Genomic DNA, 16,948 nt, shown 5'->3' on the forward strand with positions numbered 1-16,948 from the left:
GGCATGTCTCCCCGTCCCATGAAACCGCGCCCCCAGTCCGACGCCGTTGACAATGATGGCCCCAGGCCGCTGAGTAAAGGGCGCCGTCACCTCGCTATGAGGCTCGACGACGCGTGGCTTGGTTTTCAGACGCGCCTCGCCATCCGGCGTGGCCGGGTGGAAACCGTCATCCCTTACACCGGGTACGGGAGCACCTCCTGGGTGCGGGTCCTTGCGCGGGTTGTCCGCAGTGACCCCCGGGACGCCGCGGGTCACGCCCGTCCATTACAGGAAAGCATGCGCGGGTGGCGCAACTTCACCAGTGCGCCCGTGGCAAATGCTCGTGTGAACGTGACCATTGCCGGCACGGTTTTCGATGTGAAGGCTGACCGCGGCGGAGTGGTGGATGCGCGTATTCCAGTAGCCCTGGACGCCGGGTGGCACACCATCACCCTTCAGTCGGGGGAATCCGAAACCGTAGAGGCTCCTGTGGAGATCGTCGCGGATGATGCAGAGTTCGGCGTGGTATCTGACATCGACGACACCGTGATGGTCACGGCACTGCCGCGTCCTTTCCTGGCAGCGTGGAACACTTTTGTCCTCAACGAGCACGCCAGAACCCCCACGCCGGGCATGGCGGTGTTGTACGAACGGATTGCCCGGACGGCGCCTTCGGCTCCAGTGCTGTATCTGTCCACCGGGGCCTGGAACGTAGCACCGACGCTGTCCAGATTCCTGTCCCGCAATCTGTACCCCGCCGGGCCCAAGCTTTTGACCGACTGGGGTCCCACTCCTGACCGTTGGTTCCGCAGCGGGCAAGAGCACAAACGGACCTCGTTGGAACGCCTCGCGGAGGAATTCCCCAACATCAAGTGGCTGTTGGTGGGCGACGACGGCCAGCACGACGAAGCGATTTACTCCGAGTTCGCCCACCGTCATCCCGCCAATGTCAGGGCCATCGCCATCCGCCAACTCTCGGCCGGTGAAGCGGTGCTGGCGGGTGGTCGCTCCAAGTCAGGCGGCCAACCAACCCCCGGGGTTCCTTGGATCTACGCGCCGGATGGGGCGGGAATGTCTGCCAGGCTCGAAGAGCTGGGCGTCATCCGGAACGAGGTCCGCTCCGCCGACGATCCAGAGGAAGGCGACGTTCAAGCAGCCTCGGAGTAGTCACTACGCGACGTCGACAAACGTCGAAGCGGGCCCAAACTACCGGCGATCCGGCAGGATTCCAGCGATCTCTGCGCCGTTACCCTCTTAGCCGCCGGCCTGGCTGAGTACGTCCGCCTCTCTGGGTGCTCCGACGGATCCCCGGTGGATCAAGGTGGCCACCAACTCGCGAGCAGGCGCTGACGATCTCCTGCCCTCAATTTGCCGGATCAATGCCGAAGCGGCTGCAATTCCCATGTCGTAGACGGGCTGTGCGATCACGGTGAGCGGGGGAGTGGTGAGGCGCGTCCACGCGAAATCGTCGTACATGAGGAATGAGACGTCGTCCGGGATGGCAAGCCCGGATTCCTGGATAGCTTCCACCACGCTCAGGGCAATCAGGCCGTCCGAGGCGATGATCGCTGTGGCTGCGTCCGGCCCACTAAGAAGCTGGCGGGTGATCTCCTTGGTGGATTCGGCGTCTCCGGCGTTGAGCCGAACCAGGTCTGCCGGGAAGCTGAGACCCTGGTCGTCGAAGGCTCGGCGGATCCCGTCAAGACGGTCCGAGATCTGCGAGGAGTCCAAAGCCATCCCGTCCTGGTAGGGTCGGTCTGCCTTGAGGGTGGAAACGAAAGCGATGCGCCGGTGTCCGGCCTCGATCAAGTACTTGGTGGATTCATAGGAGATGCCGCCCATGTCCACGGCGAAGGTCTCAACGTCCAGACCTTCGGCTCCACGGTCCAACAAAACAAGTGGACGACCGGAATCGCGGACCTGCCGCAAATGCGAGGTCTCCACGGACGAGGCTGGCGCCACAATGAGCCCATCAACCCGCTTGTCCAACAGCACGCGGACGGCGTCCACCTCGGCGGTTTGTTCCTCGTCAGTGTTAATGAGGATGACGTTGAAGCCGCTCTTCTTGGCGGTGTCCGTGATGCCCCTGGTGGCGAGCCCGAAATGCGGGTTTTCGATATCGCCCACCACAACGCCAATGGTGTTCGATTTGCCCGTGTTCATGCTGCGCGCCAGCTCGTTGGGCCGGTACTCGAGCTTTTCGGCCGCGGCCAGGACGCGCTCGCGGACGTCGTCGCTGACCGCCCCGTAGTTGCCCAGTGCGCGGGCTGCTTGGGCCTTGGACACTTGCGCGGCCTTGGCGACGTCGGCAACCGTTACGTCCCGCCGTCGGGATCCTTCAGTGCTCATGTTCACCTTTCACGTGGGGTGTTGACGCGGCTTTGTGACTTCCGCTACATTCTAATCAATCGATGTGAGTCCGGTCTCAATCCTAGGGTCTGAGACCGGACTCAACAAGACCCCGCATCGAGCAATAACACTTTGCGGCTCCTGACAGCACCGCTCTCCCTCCCACGATTGGACAACGCTGTGTTCAAACTGAACTTCCGCCCGGCAGCCCTCGCAGCAGCGGCTCTGGCGGCCATCCTCGCCCTCTCGGGATGCGGCGGATCCTCCGCCAGCTCCTCGCCCTCAGCCGATAACCCCTACGGCCTGATCGAGCCCGGCACCATCCGCGTCGCCAGCCTCGGCGATTCCAAGCCCTACACCTTCACCGACGCCGCGGGTAACTTCACTGGCTTTGACGTGGAACTCTTCAAGGACGTGGCCCAACGGGCCGGCGTAGACAAAGTCGTCTTCACCGGACAGGACTTCTCCGGACTTCTGGCAGCGGTAGCCAACGGCCAGTTCGACGTGGGCGTGGCGGCCATCGGCATCACGGACAAGCGCAAGGAAACTGTGGACTTCTCCGACGGCTACCTCGCCGGATACCTGACAGTCATCACCACCAAGAACTCCGGCATCAACGACGCCGACGGCCTGAACGGCAAGCGCCTGGGCGTTGTCCAAGGCACCCTGCAGGAAGCCTACGCCGTGAAGAACTTCACCTCGGCGCAGTTGGTCCGCTTCCCGGACAACAACACCGCCATTTCAGCAGTCAACAGCGGTTCCGTGGACGCCCACTTCCTGGACTACGAGGCCGCCAAGGAATACCAGGAGCAGTTTGGACTGGTCAGCGCCGCGGACATTCCGTCCTTCGATGCTCCGGCAGGTTTCGCAATAGCCAAGGACAAGCCCGCCTTCAAGGAAGCCCTGAACAAGGGCCTGGCCGAAGCAATGGAGGACGGCACGTGGAAGAAGCTCTACGAAAAGTGGTTCCCGGGTTCGCCGATGCCGGAACAGTACCTCCCGAAGGCCGAGCGGACCTCCAGCCCTTCCCCGACGGCAAGTAAGTAAGCCAGTAAGTAAGCCACCCAACACCTAACGTCTGAGAGCATTTCAATGGATTGGCTCAATACCATCAGCCGCACGTTCTTCGACTTTGACGCCATGGTCGAAGTACTGCCCCAGCTCCTCGGAGTTGGCCTCCTCAACACCCTGATCATCTCCATCGCAGCAACCATCCTCGGCGTAGTGATGGGCATGGTGGTGGCGGTCATGGGAATCTCGCGGTCCAAGTGGCTGCGCATCCCGGCACGGATCTACACGGATCTCTTCCGTGGCCTGCCCGCCATCCTCACCATCCTGCTGATCGGCCAGGGTTTTGCACGGTTGAGCCAGTCTGTCTTCGGGCCATCACCGTACCCGCTGGGAATCATCGCGCTAAGCCTCATCGCCAGCGCTTACATCGGAGAGATCTTCCGGGCCGGCATCCAGAGCGTGGACAAGGGCCAAGGGGAGGCTTGCCGCGCTTTGGGCATGAGCTATTCCAAATCCATGGCCCTGGTGGTGGTGCCGCAAGGGATCCGCAGGGTCCTGCCGGCCCTGGTGAACCAGTTCATTGCCATCGTCAAGGACTCTTCCTTGGTCTACTTCCTTGGACTCCTGGTCAGCGAGCGTGAACTGTTCCGGGTGGGCCAGGACGCAGCAGTATTGTCCGGCAACCTCTCACCGCTGGTCATGGCAGGCATCTTCTACCTGATCATCACAGTGCCGCTGACCCATCTGGTCAACTACTTCGACAACAAGTTCCGCACCGGCCGCCGTCGTCCCACGGCACCCACCAGTGGGCTGAAGGAAGTCAAGGAACTCGATGCGGCCTCGCCGCTCATCACCGGGAGCAACACGTGAACCTCACAAGCAGCAGCGCACCAAGCAACAGTGCCACCAGCACCAGCAAGACCCAGGACATCGAAAAGTTCCACGGCTCCAGCTTGGAACTTCAGAACCTGACCATGGCTTACGGGGACGTCGATGTGCTCCGCAACGTCAGCCTCAACGTGGCTCCGGGAACCACCACCTGCATCATCGGCCCATCCGGCTCAGGCAAATCCACGCTCCTGCGCGGAGTCAACCGTCTGCATGAACCCAAGAGCGGCGATGTACTGCTGGCCGGTGAAAGTGCCCTCAAGGTCAAGCCGGACATTCTCCGTGCACGGATCGGTATGGTGTTCCAGCACTTCAACCTCTTCCCGGACCACACCGCCTTGGAAAACGTGGCGCTGGCCCTGTGGAGCGTCAAAGGAATGTCCAAATCCGAGGCCCGGGAACGCGCCCGGCGCCGCCTCGCCGAAGTAGGCCTCGCCGAACGCGCCGATCACCGGCCACGGGATCTCTCCGGCGGGCAGCAGCAACGCGTCGCCATTGCCCGCGCACTGGCCATGGAGCCCGAGGTCATGCTCTTCGACGAAGCCACCAGCGCACTGGACCCCGAACTCGTCAAAGGCGTCCTCAATCTCATGGCCGGCCTCGGCAGCCGCGGGATGACCATGCTGGTTGTCACCCACGAAATGGGCTTTGCCCGAAAAGTTGCGGACCAGGTGGTCTTCATGGACGAAGGCGAAGTAGTGGAAATCGGAACGCCCACCCAGCTCTTTGACAACCCACGCAGCGAACGCCTGCAGCGCTTTCTTTCGGAAGTGCTGTGATGGGCCGGCCCCCACTGGGCAAGGCAACAGCGGCACCCATCCGGACCGCCGTCGTCGGGTTTGGCGTCTCGGGCAAGGTGTTCCATGCGCCGCTGATCCACGCGGACCCGGACTATTCCCTGGACGTCATCGTGACGGCCGACCCGCAACGACAGGCCGAAGCCCGGCGGCTCTATCCGCAGGCAACTATCGTGCCGACGCCGGAGGATATGTTCACCCTTGCCGGGAAGCTGGACCTCGTTGTCCTCGGAACACCGCCGCTCACGCACCTTGAGCTCGGTTCCACGGCCATCGCCCACGGGCTCAACGTTGTGGTGGACAAGCCATTCGTCACTACCGTCGCCCACGGTGAGGAGCTTGCCGAGCGAGCGTCCGACGCCGGTGTGCAGCTCACGGTCTTCCAGAACCGCCGGTGGGATGCCGACTTCCTGACGCTGCGAAGGCTGCTGCGGGACGGCGCCTTGGGCGAGGTGCGGACCTTCGAGTCGCGTTTTGAATGGTGGCGTCCTGAAGGCTTCGGGAATTGGCGCGACTCGGCCACGTTGGCCGAAGGTGGCGGCATCCTCCACGATCTCGGCGCCCATCTGATAGACCAAGCGATCCAACTGTTCGGCCCTGTGGAGGACAGCTACGGCGAGACCGCCAACCACGGCCCGCGCACAGATGCTGCAGATACCGAAGCTTTCGTGTCGCTGCGTCATGAATCCGGGGTCCGGACACGGCTGTGGATGAACGGAATGGCCGCCCAAGTGGGCCCGCGCTTCCACGTACTCGGCTCAAATGCCGGCTACACCAAGTGGGGACTCGACAGCCAGGAACCAGCGCTCGCAGCCGGCATCACGCCGTCGGACGCTGCTTACGGCACCGAACCCCAGGAGTCTTGGGGGCTTCTGGGAGTAGCCGGATCAGCAACGCCTGTACCGGCGGAGAAGGGTGACTACCCGCAGTTCTACCGGGAACTGGCCTCCTCGCTCCGCGGGCACGGATCGCTTCCCGTGCAAGCGGCCGAGGCTCTGGAAACCCTCAAGATCATCGAAAAAATCCACGCGTTCGCGTAGGCAGCACGTCGCCTAAGCCAGGCGCATTTCAGAATTCAGAACCCGAAAGAGAGATCACGCATGTCCTCCACCAAGCACGTTGCCGTCATTGGAGGCGGCATCCTGGGCGTTTCCACCGCCGTACACCTTCTCCGTCAAGGCGCCTCGGTAACCCTGCTGACCGAGCAGGGCCTGGCCAGCGAAGCCACCGGCCGCTCGCTGTCCTGGCTCAACTCGGCGGGCGAACGCTCCACGCCGTATCACCAGCTGCGGGTGGCAGGCGTTGACCGGTACCGCACGCTCTTCGCCGCGGACCCCAGCCGTGAATGGCTGCAGTTCGGGGGCGGACTCATGTGGAACGCCGCGGGGCAGAGTGAGGTTACAGAAGCCCGTCACGCCTACGAGAAGTCCATTGGCTATGACTCCAAGCTGTTGGCCCCTGAAGAGATTGCCTCGGTGACGCCCGGTATCGATGCCAGTGCGGTCCCCGACAACGCCATTTTCAACCCCGGCGAAGGATGGGTCAGTCTCCCGGATCTGGTGAACTTCCTGATGGAGGAATTCCACGCCTTGGGCGGCCAGCTGGTCCTTAACGCCGGAAAGGCCTCAGTGACGGTGCACGACGGACGGGCCACCGGCGTCGAAACTGTCGGCGGTGAAACGTACACCGCTGATGCCGTGCTGGTTGCCTGCGGTGCCGCAACACCCGCCGTCGTCAAGCCGCTGGGCGTGGAGATTCCCAACGGTTCACCGGTTTCCATGCTGGTGGTCACCAAACCGGTGGAACACGGCGTCACGGCAGTGATGAATACACCGCGGGCAGCTGTTCGGCCGAATCCCGGCAACACATTTGCCTTGGATCACGACTGGTACGAGCACCAGATTACGGAGCACTCCGACGGTACTTTCAGCATCCCGGATGACGTTGTCCAGGAGCTGGCGGACGAGTCCTCCAAGCTCATTGCGGGCAATCCCGAGCTCAAGCCTGCCTCGTGGAAGATCGGCTACAAGCCCATCCCCGGCGACGGCGAACCAGTCTTCGGTGAACTCGGCCAAGTGCCGGGCTGCTTCGTGGCCTTCACGCATTCAGGTGCCACGCTCGGCCTCATCGCCGGTGAGCTTTTGTCCGGTGAGATCCTGAGCGGCCAGAAGCACCCCATGCTGTCCACGTTCCGCCCGGGCCGATTCTCCTAGAGCCCACTTAGACAGGCCAATGGCCCCGATACGCCATCTGCTTAACGTGTCGGGGCCATTGGAGTTTAAGGTGACCTGATCAGCAGGTCATGGTGCCCTTGAAGGGCTTGCCCGTCCAGAAATTGTTGGAGCCGGGAACCTTGTAGAACCCGCGGACTTCGTAGCTCCAGGTGCCGATGATCTCGATGCCCGAACTGTACGTCCTTCCAGAGGCCTGGCTGAGGTCTCCCGTGAACTCGAGGTTGCCGGAGCGGTCATAGACCTTCACCTCGTAGTGATTGGCATTGGCCACCGCTCCGTAAGAATTCACGGTAACTACGGTTTGCAGGCCGAAGGTGCATCGCATGGTGACGTTGGCGGTGGCCGGAGCGGGAATGATCGCGGCTGAGAACTGTGGGGTAGCGCGCTCACTGTCGGTGAAGGCAGCAAGAGCGGCCGTAGGCCCGGCTATCAGGCCAAGAACGACGACGGCGACGATCACCAAGGCACGGAGGAAACTGTTCCGCGGTGTCATGGTGATGGTTCTCCGTTCTGGTGAAGTGGCTGTGCTTGACGGGATACTCGCCGGGCCTGATCGGGCAGGGGGGCGCCCGACCAGGCCCGGCGGGGCTGGTGGTGTTGTTTACTTGGTGGTTTCGGTGCGTTGGGTGCCGGTGAAGGCGAAGGCGATGGTGGAGGTGGCGCCTTGGAAGTCGTTGTTCGCGGTGGTGGGGAACGCGGTGGTGACTTTGAGGTTGTCGGTCTTGGCCGAGGTCAGCGAGGTGAGGTTGTTCAGGACCTTGTTCGCTGCGATGACCGGTCCGGAGGCCAGGACGGTGGTCTTGGTCCCGGTGCAGTTGTAGGGGGCTGCGGCGCCGGTCCAGGCCACGGAGCAGTTTTCGATGGTCAGCTGCAGGCCGTTGGTCACGTCCGTGGTGAGCAGGGATGCGGTGGTGCCGGCGTTGGTGGTGAGGGTGACGTTGTTCAGGTCCGAGTTGCCGGTGTTGGCCAGGGTGACGAGTTTTTCGACCTTGTCACCGGGCAGCAGTCCAGCGACCGGGACGTTAAGGGTGTTCGCCGGGCCGGGTGCGCCCAGGGCGATGGTGACCGTTCCTGCGGTGACGGCTTGGGAGGCGGAGGTCGAAGAGGTGAACGCGCCGTAGGTTCCCATGCCGGCGACGGCGGCTGCGGTGCCGACCAGTGCGACGGAAGCGAGGATCTTGCCGGAGGTGGTCTTGAGGCTGATGGCCATGGGGATCAGTTTCCTTTCGGGAGGCCACCGTGAGACCGGCCGGCCGTTCGTTTCCAGCCTGTGTGGCTGACAAGAACTACTGTGCCGGGCCCGGATCAAGAACAAATCCTGCATACCCGCAACACTTCCTCAGGAAAACCTCAAGACTCCCGCAACACACTCCGCAGCAGAATCGAGCAGTTTCGGAGAAGCCGCGGATCCGCGGGCAACTTAGCGTTAGGGGTATCAGTTCATAAGACCAAGGGGAGCGAACACCATGACGGATACGGACAAGACGGCAACTAAGGAAAAGTCCTACGACGGCTTCACGGAAGAGGAGCGCGCCGCCATGAAAGAGCGCGCGCAAGAACTCAAGAAGGCGCCGCGCAAGAAGGCATCCAAAGCGGACGGCGAGGCTGATGTCATGGCCAAGATCGCTGAGATGCCAGAGGCGGGAAGAATATTGTCTTCTTCCAGAGCTCCCACAAGTTCAAGGCGCGGTATGCCACGCTCGGCTTTGAGGAGAACGCGAAGCTGGATGATGGAGCCATGTGGCCCACGTCCTTCGCCGTCACGGAAATCACCCCCGAGGTTGAAGCGCGGATCGTCGAACTCATTAGGAGGGCGTTGGGGTAGGGGGATCTACTACGTCGGCTGACTGTTGGCGGGCGGCAAGTCCGGGTTCATGTCTTCCAGGTTCGGGTCTTCTGCCGTCCACACCTGGATGATGGCCCATGTTACGGCCGCGATGGGTACGGCCAGGACTGCGCCGATGATTCCGGCCAGGATGGTGCCGGCCGTCAAAGCCATGAGGATAACCAGCGCGTGGAGCTTCAGGGACTTGCCCATGACGATCGGCTGGAGGAGATCACCTTCGAGCTGATTGACGGCGATCACAACGATCACCACGATCAACGCCACGATGGGGCCGTTGGCAACCAGTGCCACCAAAGCGGCCAGGATGCCGGCAACGGTGGCACCCACCAAGGGGATGAACGCGCCGATGAAAACGATGATCGCCAAAGGAATGGCGAGTGGAACCTGCATGATGAGTAGCGCCGCGCCGATGGCCACCGTGTCCACCAAGGCAACGATCGCTGTTCCCCGGACGTAGCCGCCAAGGACCTCCATGGTCCGCTTGCCAACACGGCGAAGCTTGGCTTCCCGCACGCCTTTGAAGGGGCGCAGGAAGAAGTCCCATATTTTGGCGCCGTCCTTGAGGAAGAAGAAAAGGATGATGACCACCAGGCTGGCGCCTGCCAGGAACTCCGTGACCACTGACAATCCGGTCACTGCTCCGGAGCGTACCTGGCTGCTCTGTGCGAACTCCACCACGGCTTCGCGCGCTTGGTTCAGTTGCTCCCGTTCAAGGGGGAGCGGTCCTGTCAGCAGGAAGTTCTCAAGTTCGTCCAGCCCACGTGCCGCCTGACTGATCAATTCGTCCCACTGGCTGCGGACAGAAAACACGATGACAGTGATGACTCCGCCGAGCACTATCAATAAGCCCAGGAACGCGACACCCGTTGCCAGGCCCCCGCGCCATCCCCGACGCCGCAGCATATTCACGAAGGGGCCAATGGCTGCGGCCAGAATGAGCGCGATGAGCACCGGAATGACCAGCAGACGGATCTGCAGGAGTCCGAAGATCGCCACCACTGTCAGGGTCAGGATGAGCAGTATCTGGCTTGCCCGGACAGCTGTCCGGCCAAGTGAGTCCTTCCAGAGATCCGGCTTGGATGGCTTGCGGACGGAAAAGTGGGCGGTTTCCTGGGGTTCCGTCATGGTGGCTCCTGTTCGTTCGCATCGGTCAGCCGATGAGATCAGACATAAGCCTACTGATTATTCCCCGATGTGGTGGCGTACCTGCTGGCATCGCCCTGCTAGTGCGTCGGATCAGGGTGTGGAGGTACCTGGCCGGGATCGGGAGCCGGAGACGGGCGGGGGGTTGGATTCGGGTCAGGAATGGGGCTCGGCGGAAACGGCGTGGTGGGATCCGGGGGTGGTGGTACGGGTCCGGGATCTGGAGGAAATGGCTCGGGCTCGTGGTGTGGAGGCAATGTCACGATCTCTCCTTTGCGCACTGAAGGGTATTGCTCCGGCAGATAACTGCAGCCTACTCCCGGTTTCCACTCGGCCACAGGGTGTCCTTCACAGTTAGCGGACAGAAGCGGACCGCAATGCTGATTACCGCGGTAAAACATTTTTAGGTCATATGACCTAGAATTAAACTCATGACCGATTTCCTTGAACTTGATACCGCAGGTCCCGTGCTGATCGTCGGCGGGTACGGCACCGTCGGCACAGCGCTGACCCGGCTCGCCGCAGCCGAATGGCCCTTGCTCATCACGGGCCGGAACCCGGAGCGCGGCAGCCATTTGACTAGCAGCAGCGTTCCCGGTGAGCAACGAAAAGTGACAGTAAAGAAAGTGTCAGTACAGAAATGGGACCTCAACCAAGCGGAGCCATTCGCCGCCAAGGTCAGGGCGGTCATCAGTACCGTCAACGATCCCCATGACAGGGTGCTTCGCGCAGCCGTCGCCGCCGGAATTCCGTACGTCGACGTCACCCGTTGGACCAGCCGCGTCACCAGGGCACTCACGCTGGCTACCCTTCTGCGGCCAACGGCTCCTGTCTCACTGAGCTCAGGCTGGATGGGAGGGGTCACCAACATCGTGGCAGCAGCTTTGGCCCAGGATGTGGGCGGCGGTGACAAGATCGACGTCGCCATCCGATACGACATCAATGACCAAGCCGGAGCCGATTCAGTGGACTTCATGGATCGGCTGGGACTGGACTTCGAAGTACGCAAAGGCGGTCAGGCCGCCGTCGTACGCCCCCTGACTGACACGCGCTGGGTGGACATTGCCGGGCATCGCACCAAAGTGGCGCGGCTCGACACACCTGAACAGTTCACGATGCCGCTCACCCTTGGTGCCGGATCGGTGTCCACCCGGATCGGCTTCAGTTCCAACGCGTCCACGACGGCGTTGCTCGCCGCACGTGCGGTGGGACTCTTCCGCTGGGGTAGCGGGGCACGGTGGGCGCCGCTGCGAAGGTCCTTCCTCTACTCGCCCGGCTCAGGTGGCACGGCACATATCCGCATCGATGTGAAAGGTCCGGCCGGAACGCGAACTGCCGTCATATCCGATCCGCAAGGGCAGGCACACCTCACCGCTTTGGGCGGTTTGCTGGGGCTGCGAAGTGTTCTCGCGGAGGGCGCCGGGCCCGGTGTTACCTTCCCCGAATCCACACCGGATCCAGCGTCCCGGCTGGCGGAACTTGAATCACACGGTGTGACAATATTGAGGTCATGACCGAAAGCAAGGGCGCCCTGCGGAAGGCGGCGCTCCTTGACGCTGCTCAACAAGTTCTGGTCACCAAGGGCAACGCCAATGCTGCCATGCGGGACTTCGCCGCCGCGGCCGGGGTGCGCATCGGACACCTGCAGCACTACTTTCCTACGCGGGCGGACCTGATCCGCGCTGTCCTTGAGCGAAGCCTTGAACGCTCACTGCAGAGGCTTTCGGAAGAGGCCGGGCTGGACCTTGGTGCCGGTGCGTCCGGAGGCCTGACCCGGGAGGATTCCCATCGACTCCTGACGGCGCTGCTGCACGAACACTCAGCGCTTGAAGACGTGAAGATGCACCTGGAGATCTGGGCCCTGGCCTCAGCAGACCAGCAAGCGGCGGCTGCGCTGAGGAGCTTCTATGGGCAGTATGCAGCGCACGTCAGCAGCGTGGTGCGGCGCGGTAGGCCAGAGTTGTCGGAGCCGGAACTCGCCGGCGTTGCTGCCGCGATCGTGAGCCTCTTCGAGGGGGCGGCCGTCACACGCTCGGATATTGCCGGCCTCCGGACAGAGCACGGAGACGGATCCATTATCAGCGCGGCGCAATCGTTGATCCACGGACAGGAGCCCGCCCGGTGACTCAGTTAGTGCCCACTCCGGCCCAACTCCGTTGGCAGGAGCTCGAGCTCGGTGTCTTCATCCACTTTGGCATCAACACTTTCGCCGGCAAGGAGTGGAGTGACGGTACCGTCTCGGCGTCAAGTTTCAACCCGACCGAACTCGACGCCGGCAGCTGGGTCCGCGCGGCAAAAACGGCAGGTGCCCGGTACCTCATCCTCACAGCAAAGCACCACGACGGATTCTGCCTGTGGCCGACGGCCACCACCGATTACTCCGTTGCGTCATCGCCGTGGCGGGGCGGCACAGGTGATGTTGTCAGGGAAGTCGCCGAAGCCTGCAAGGAACAGGGGATCGGCCTGGGGCTCTACTTGTCGCCGTGGGACCGCAACGCTGACTGCTACAACAACCCCGCCGCATATGACGATTTCTACGTCCGTCAACTCACCGAACTCTGCACAGGCTACGGTCCGCTCATGGAATTGTGGTTCGATGGCGCGGGTTCGGTGGGTAGAAAATACGACTGGGACAGGATCATCGCCGTCGTTAAGGAACACCAGCCCGATGCCATGATCTTCAACATGGGTCAGCCCACCATTCGCTGGGTGGGTAACGAGAATGGACTGGCATCGGACCCCGTCACCTATGTTGTGGACCGCACGTCCGATACCCAGTACACAGAGACCAGCTCGGGGCTGCTCGCCGAACACTACCTGCCGCCCGAATGCGATGTCTCCATCCGCCGCGGCTGGTTCTGGCATCCGGATGACCAACCGAAATCCGTTGAGCACCTGCTCGCCATCTATTACCAATCGGTGGGAATGGGTGCCAACCTCTTGCTGAATGTGCCACCCGATACCCGTGGTCTCATTCCTGACCGCGACATTCTGGTTCTGAAGGAGTGGAAGGCGGAATTGGATCGTCGCCTCTCCGGCGTGGTTGAGGCGACGCTGGGACATCACGACGGCGGAGTGACGCTGGGTTTCCCCGCTGCGGTTACGTTCAACCACCTGGAGTTAGTTGAGGACTTGAACGCGGGGCAGCGGATCACCCGTCACGTGGTGTCCTCCGAAGGCGCGAACCTTATTGACGGGATGACCGTGGGTTGCCGCCGAATCCACCAATTGCCGGTTGTCACCGCATCAGAGCTGCACGTGAAGTTGTCAGGCGAGGGCGCCCGCCTGCTCTCGGCGCGGGTTTTCACCGGCGCTTTGGATGCTGATGTTCCAGCAATCCCCGAAGGGTATGAAGCCCCCACGGTGGCGCCCGAGTAGTTCTTCCCCGTGCACTGTCCGGCCTGTCCGCCACCGTCACCATGTGGCCCAAGCTAAAAATGTCGGTGCCTGCTGACAGAGTTATGACATGGAGCGGATTCGGGAAAGTCGAGCAGGTGCGGTGACCTCGAACGCGCTTGTTCGTGCCTCGTCTGGTGGCCTGTCGCCGCGGGTTTCTGCTCAGCCCGGCGCTGTTCCTGGGGGCTCGGTCAATGGGGATCTGATTGAGCAGTTGCGGGTGTTGGAGGAGATGAAGTCGGCTATCACCGCGTTGCAGGCGCGGGTTGTGGTGGCTTTTGATCTGGCTCAGCGTGCTGAGCAGGCCGAGGCTGGTGTTCCCGCGTCCGAGCGTGGTCAGGGGGTGGGGGCTCAGGTGGCGTTGGCGAGGCGGGAGTCCCCGAACCGGGGGTCGCGTTTGCTGGGTTTTGCGAAGGCGTTGGTGTTGGAGATGCCGCGGACGTTGGCGGCTCTGCGGTCGGGGCAGTTGAATGAATGGCGCGCCACGTTGCTGGTGAGGGAAACGGCGTGTTTGTCTGTTGAGGATCGGGCCGCTGTAGACGAGGAGCTAGCTCCCGACGCCGGCACTTTTGAGGGGAAGGGCGATAAAGCGATCATTGCGGCGGTGAAGGCTGCTGCGTATCGGCGTGATCCGCGGTCGGTGGTGGGTCGTGCCAGTCGTGCCGCTGCTGAGCGGACGGTGAGTTTGCGTCCGGCGCCGGACACCATGACGTATTTGACGGCGCTGTTGCCGGTGGCTCAGGGGGTGGCGGTTTATGCTGCGTTGTCCCGGGCTGCTGATACTGCCCGCTCCACAGGTGGTGCTGGCACTGGTGGGGGTGGCGGGTCTGGTGGAGTAGCCCCGACCCGTGGCCAGGTCATGGCCGACACATTGGTTGAACGCGTCACCGGCACTCCGGGCGGGTTTTCGGGGATCAACCTGGATCTGGTCATGACCGACCGCACGCTCTTTCAAGGGGACAGTGAACCGGCCCGGCTCAAGGGGTACGGAATCGTCCCGGCAGAGTGGGGGAGGGAACTGCTGGGGTTGGGACCGGCCGGAAGCCCAAGTCCGCGGCCCGGTTCCGGGCGGGCAGTGGCCGAACCACAGGCACGGGCAGGACAGGCAGCACAGGCACCGCCGGACACAGAGTTTGATGTGTGGCTCCGCCGGCTTTACACCGCGCCGGGCACTGGAGAACTCCTTGCCACCGATTCCAAGGCCCGGCTCTTCACCGGCAGGTTACGGCGGTTCGTTGAGACTCGCGACGATACCTGCCGGACGCCGTATTGTGATGCGCCCATCCGGCATATCGACCATGTGGTTTCGTGGCGTTCAGGAGGGAAAACGAACCTTAGCAACGCCGCGGGGTTGTGCGAGGCGTGCAATCACACCAAGGAACACCCCGGTTGGACCACTACATCCCTGCCCGGCGAAAACTACAGCGTCCATACCTTGGAAATCCGCACCCCCACCGGTCACACCTACCAATCAAAGGCTCCACCCCTACCCGGGCACCACCCCGCCAGAATCTAGACACTGTCCAGGGACGCTGGCGGTCTCAAACGCGCCTTCCAAAAGAATTTCAAAAAAGTTTCTACCCGCGCGTAACCCTTTGGCGTGCCCTGACGATTACGTCTTTGAAAGGGCCGAGCTGGAATTTGTCCCCCATCATGTTCCAGCTCGGCTCTTCCTTGTCTCCGGCGGTTCCTTGTCTGCGGCGGTTTGCTCTCAAGGGAGTCGCTCTCTGCGGAGTTCGGTCGAGAGCCTGCCTGATAAGGCAGCGGGTCATTCCATGGAAGGCCAGGTGGAGCGGTTACCCTTGGTGGGGTCGTCCGTTGGTGACATGGCGGACGTCCAGGCCCAAGCAACGGACCTGCCGCCGATCGAAAGCCTCAATCCTGTGACCGACGCATTGACCGATGAAGCGCTACTTGCACTCAAGGGCAATAACGCGGAATTGTTCGGCGCCGTCTACCAGGCGTACGCCGGCCAGGTCCTCGGTTATCTGACGGCCAAAGGTGTACCGGATCCGGAGGCAGTTACGCAGGACGTGTTCCTGGCCATCCTGCCCAGGCTGGATGACATCAGCGGTGGGGCTCATGGCCTCCGAACCTTCATTTTCTCGGTGGCTCATGCCCGCATGGTGGATGAGCATCGGAAGCAAAGCAGGTCGCCGGAACAGCACGAGTTCGAGCCGGACCGGGACACCCGGGAAGTGAGTTCCGCAGAGGCGGAAGCTTTGGGACTTTTGGCGCCCAAGGAGGTCATGAAGCTCCTGGACTACCTCGGCGACGAGCAGCGGGAGGTCTTGACCCTTCGCATCGTGGCGGGCCTGACCGTGGAGCAGGTTGCCGACATCATGGGGAAATCCGCCGGGGCAGTGAAACAGCTGCAGCGGCGGGCACTAATAACGCTCCGTGAGCATTCGGCAGTAAAGGAATACGTGTCGCCATGACATACAGAGATAGTGAACGTGAAGTGATCGCGGAGGAGCTGTTGCTCGACGCCGATGCGGCCGACTCAGCTGACGTCCGGCGTGCGCTCCTCTCCTTGGGGTCCTTCGCCAATCTTGCGGCCCCAACTCCGGGTGCCGAGCTTTCCGCCATGCTGTCCGGCCCTCACGATGAAGTCAGCAACCGCCGCTGGAGGCGCAAGCACCGCACCGCCGTGGTCGGCGTCGCCGTGGTAGCAGCGATGGGTCTGGGCGTCAGTGGCGTTGCAGCCGCAAGTTCCGGGTTTACCCGGAACCCTTCGTTCATGGATGAGCTTCTGGGAAACGTCCGGCCGCAGCCGGCAGTCGCAGCCCCCGCGCTGCCCAGTCCCGACGCCCCGCGCGTTATGACCGAACCCGCTCCGGCGGTGGATCCAGCTGCGCTTCCGACCACCCCAGCTGCCGGATCCGTGCCGGTGCCCGGTAGCGGTGCGCCTGCCGAAATTCCTGCACAGACCCAGGCGCAGGCGCAAGTACCCGCGCAGCCGGCGGCCCCTGGCGTGGTTGAAGCGCCCGCCCACAACAGCACCCCTCCAAGCGGTGCTGTCCCGGGCAGTGCCGTACCGGTTGAACCTCCACAAACCAAGACTGCGCCGAATCTACCCCTGAGCCCGCAGCCCAATCCGGACTCTGGCAAGGAGGACAGGTCAGGCAAGGAGGACAAGTCAGGCAAGGAGGAGAAGTCAGACAAGGAGGACAAGCAGCAAGCCGCTAAGTCTGCGGAACGAACCAAACCCGGATATCGGCACACCGCGCTCAGCGACGAGCGCAATGACGAGCAATTACCCGCGTCCGTGGACACCTGGAAGCAGTGGCCTAAGTAAGCTTGGG

16 protein-coding genes and 1 pseudogene are annotated in these 16,948 nt (G+C 62.6%); 13 read left to right on the plus strand and 4 right to left on the minus strand.

Features of this window, described 5'->3' with window-relative positions:
* Window positions 1-3 precede the first annotated feature (3 nt).
* Window positions 4-1,146 carry an App1 family protein phosphatidate phosphatase gene (locus LDN70_RS02945; protein ID WP_142936809.1) on the plus strand — a complete coding sequence of 381 codons (1,143 nt, stop codon included), beginning with the start codon at window positions 4-6 and terminating at the stop codon, window positions 1,144-1,146.
* Between the two features lie 87 nt (window positions 1,147-1,233).
* Here LDN70_RS02945 and LDN70_RS02950 read toward each other — a convergent pair whose 3' ends face one another.
* Complete coding sequence (locus tag LDN70_RS02950; RefSeq protein ID WP_142936808.1) at window positions 1,234-2,328, minus strand: LacI family DNA-binding transcriptional regulator; 1,095 nt, start codon at window positions 2,326-2,328, stop codon at window positions 1,234-1,236.
* Window positions 2,329-2,508: 180 nt separating this feature from the next.
* Here LDN70_RS02950 and LDN70_RS02955 point away from each other — a divergent pair, with 180 nt between their 5' ends.
* From LDN70_RS02955 to LDN70_RS02975, 5 genes are read left to right on the plus strand one after another with little or no spacing between them, the layout of a single operon-like run.
* Window positions 2,509-3,375, plus strand: a complete 867-nt coding sequence (locus LDN70_RS02955) for an ABC transporter substrate-binding protein (protein WP_223941686.1) — start codon at window positions 2,509-2,511, stop codon at window positions 3,373-3,375.
* Between the two features lie 45 nt (window positions 3,376-3,420).
* Entirely contained in the window at window positions 3,421-4,209 is a 789-nt protein-coding gene (locus LDN70_RS02960; protein WP_011773348.1) for an amino acid ABC transporter permease, read from the plus strand.
* On the plus strand, window positions 4,206-5,006 hold the full coding sequence (locus LDN70_RS02965; RefSeq protein WP_142936806.1) for an amino acid ABC transporter ATP-binding protein: 801 nt from the start codon (window positions 4,206-4,208) through the stop codon (window positions 5,004-5,006). Before LDN70_RS02960 ends, LDN70_RS02965 begins: the two co-directional genes overlap by 4 nt.
* A complete protein-coding gene (locus LDN70_RS02970; RefSeq protein WP_223941687.1) occupies window positions 5,006-6,064 on the plus strand; it encodes a Gfo/Idh/MocA family protein in 1,059 nt (352 codons plus the stop codon). The genes LDN70_RS02965 and LDN70_RS02970 overlap by 1 nt, the downstream gene beginning before the upstream one ends.
* A 60-nt stretch (window positions 6,065-6,124) precedes the next feature.
* The gene (locus LDN70_RS02975) at window positions 6,125-7,237 is read left to right on the plus strand and encodes an NAD(P)/FAD-dependent oxidoreductase (protein WP_223941688.1); all 1,113 of its coding nucleotides are present in this window, start codon (window positions 6,125-6,127) and stop codon (window positions 7,235-7,237) included.
* A gap of 79 nt (window positions 7,238-7,316) precedes the next feature.
* Here the strand turns inward: LDN70_RS02975 and LDN70_RS02980 are convergent, their stop codons facing one another.
* Complete coding sequence (locus LDN70_RS02980) at window positions 7,317-7,751, minus strand: SipW-dependent-type signal peptide-containing protein (RefSeq protein ID WP_142936803.1); 435 nt, start codon at window positions 7,749-7,751, stop codon at window positions 7,317-7,319.
* A 108-nt stretch (window positions 7,752-7,859) separates the two neighbouring features.
* The gene (locus LDN70_RS02985) at window positions 7,860-8,468 is read right to left on the minus strand and encodes a TasA family protein (RefSeq protein WP_142936802.1); all 609 of its coding nucleotides are present in this window, start codon (window positions 8,466-8,468) and stop codon (window positions 7,860-7,862) included.
* A 256-nt stretch (window positions 8,469-8,724) separates the two neighbouring features.
* Between LDN70_RS02985 and LDN70_RS02990 the strand changes: the two are divergent.
* Window positions 8,725-9,083: pseudogene (locus tag LDN70_RS02990) on the plus strand (hypothetical protein).
* A gap of 9 nt (window positions 9,084-9,092) precedes the next feature.
* On the opposite strand, the gene LDN70_RS02995 reads toward LDN70_RS02990, so the two are convergent.
* Complete coding sequence (locus LDN70_RS02995) at window positions 9,093-10,229, minus strand: AI-2E family transporter (protein ID WP_142936801.1); 1,137 nt, start codon at window positions 10,227-10,229, stop codon at window positions 9,093-9,095.
* Between the two features lie 449 nt (window positions 10,230-10,678).
* Between LDN70_RS02995 and LDN70_RS03000 the strand changes: the two genes are divergently transcribed.
* The 6 genes from LDN70_RS03000 to LDN70_RS03025 all read left to right on the plus strand — a co-directional run bounded on the left by LDN70_RS03000 (window position 10,679) and on the right by LDN70_RS03025 (window position 16,941).
* Entirely contained in the window at window positions 10,679-11,761 is a 1,083-nt protein-coding gene (locus tag LDN70_RS03000) for a saccharopine dehydrogenase NADP-binding domain-containing protein (protein WP_223941689.1), read from the plus strand.
* Window positions 11,758-12,372 (plus strand): TetR/AcrR family transcriptional regulator, encoded by a 615-nt coding sequence (locus tag LDN70_RS03005; RefSeq protein ID WP_142936799.1) that lies wholly within the window; start codon window positions 11,758-11,760, stop codon window positions 12,370-12,372. The genes LDN70_RS03000 and LDN70_RS03005 overlap by 4 nt, the downstream gene beginning before the upstream one ends.
* Window positions 12,369-13,625 (plus strand): alpha-L-fucosidase, encoded by a 1,257-nt coding sequence (locus tag LDN70_RS03010; RefSeq protein ID WP_223941690.1) that lies wholly within the window; start codon window positions 12,369-12,371, stop codon window positions 13,623-13,625. The genes LDN70_RS03005 and LDN70_RS03010 overlap by 4 nt, the downstream gene beginning before the upstream one ends.
* An 88-nt stretch (window positions 13,626-13,713) precedes the next feature.
* Window positions 13,714-15,159 carry an HNH endonuclease gene (locus LDN70_RS03015; protein WP_223941691.1) on the plus strand — a complete coding sequence of 482 codons (1,446 nt, stop codon included), beginning with the start codon at window positions 13,714-13,716 and terminating at the stop codon, window positions 15,157-15,159.
* Window positions 15,160-15,526: 367 nt separating this feature from the next.
* Window positions 15,527-16,081, plus strand: a complete 555-nt coding sequence (locus LDN70_RS03020; RefSeq protein WP_142937106.1) for an RNA polymerase sigma factor — start codon at window positions 15,527-15,529, stop codon at window positions 16,079-16,081.
* Entirely contained in the window at window positions 16,078-16,941 is an 864-nt protein-coding gene (locus LDN70_RS03025) for a hypothetical protein (protein WP_223941692.1), read from the plus strand. Before LDN70_RS03020 ends, LDN70_RS03025 begins: the two co-directional genes overlap by 4 nt.
* The last annotated feature ends 7 nt before the right edge of the window (window positions 16,942-16,948 follow it).

Origin of the sequence: Arthrobacter sp. StoSoilB22 (assembly GCF_019977315.1) — a bacterium.
In the GTDB taxonomy this organism is placed as follows: Bacteria; Actinomycetota; Actinomycetes; order Actinomycetales; family Micrococcaceae; genus Arthrobacter.

Bases quoted from the DNA above. Each gene is read 5' to 3' on its own strand.
- LDN70_RS02950 (WP_142936808.1), bottom strand. From the start codon at position 2,328: ATGAGCACTGAAGGATCCCGACGGCGGGACGTAACGGTTGCCGACGTC.
- LDN70_RS03005 (WP_142936799.1), top strand. From the start codon at position 11,758: ATGACCGAAAGCAAGGGCGCCCTGCGGAAGGCGGCGCTCCTTGACGCT.
- LDN70_RS03025 (WP_223941692.1), top strand. From the start codon at position 16,078: ATGACATACAGAGATAGTGAACGTGAAGTGATCGCGGAGGAGCTGTTG.
- LDN70_RS02985 (WP_142936802.1), bottom strand. From the start codon at position 8,468: ATGGCCATCAGCCTCAAGACCACCTCCGGCAAGATCCTCGCTTCCGTC.
- LDN70_RS02980 (WP_142936803.1), bottom strand. From the start codon at position 7,751: ATGACACCGCGGAACAGTTTCCTCCGTGCCTTGGTGATCGTCGCCGTC.
- LDN70_RS02995 (WP_142936801.1), bottom strand. From the start codon at position 10,229: ATGACGGAACCCCAGGAAACCGCCCACTTTTCCGTCCGCAAGCCATCC.
- LDN70_RS02970 (WP_223941687.1), top strand. From the start codon at position 5,006: ATGGGCCGGCCCCCACTGGGCAAGGCAACAGCGGCACCCATCCGGACC.
- LDN70_RS03000 (WP_223941689.1), top strand. From the start codon at position 10,679: ATGACCGATTTCCTTGAACTTGATACCGCAGGTCCCGTGCTGATCGTC.
- LDN70_RS03015 (WP_223941691.1), top strand. From the start codon at position 13,714: ATGGAGCGGATTCGGGAAAGTCGAGCAGGTGCGGTGACCTCGAACGCG.
- LDN70_RS02960 (WP_011773348.1), top strand. From the start codon at position 3,421: ATGGATTGGCTCAATACCATCAGCCGCACGTTCTTCGACTTTGACGCC.
- LDN70_RS02975 (WP_223941688.1), top strand. From the start codon at position 6,125: ATGTCCTCCACCAAGCACGTTGCCGTCATTGGAGGCGGCATCCTGGGC.
- LDN70_RS02945 (WP_142936809.1), top strand. From the start codon at position 4: ATGTCTCCCCGTCCCATGAAACCGCGCCCCCAGTCCGACGCCGTTGAC.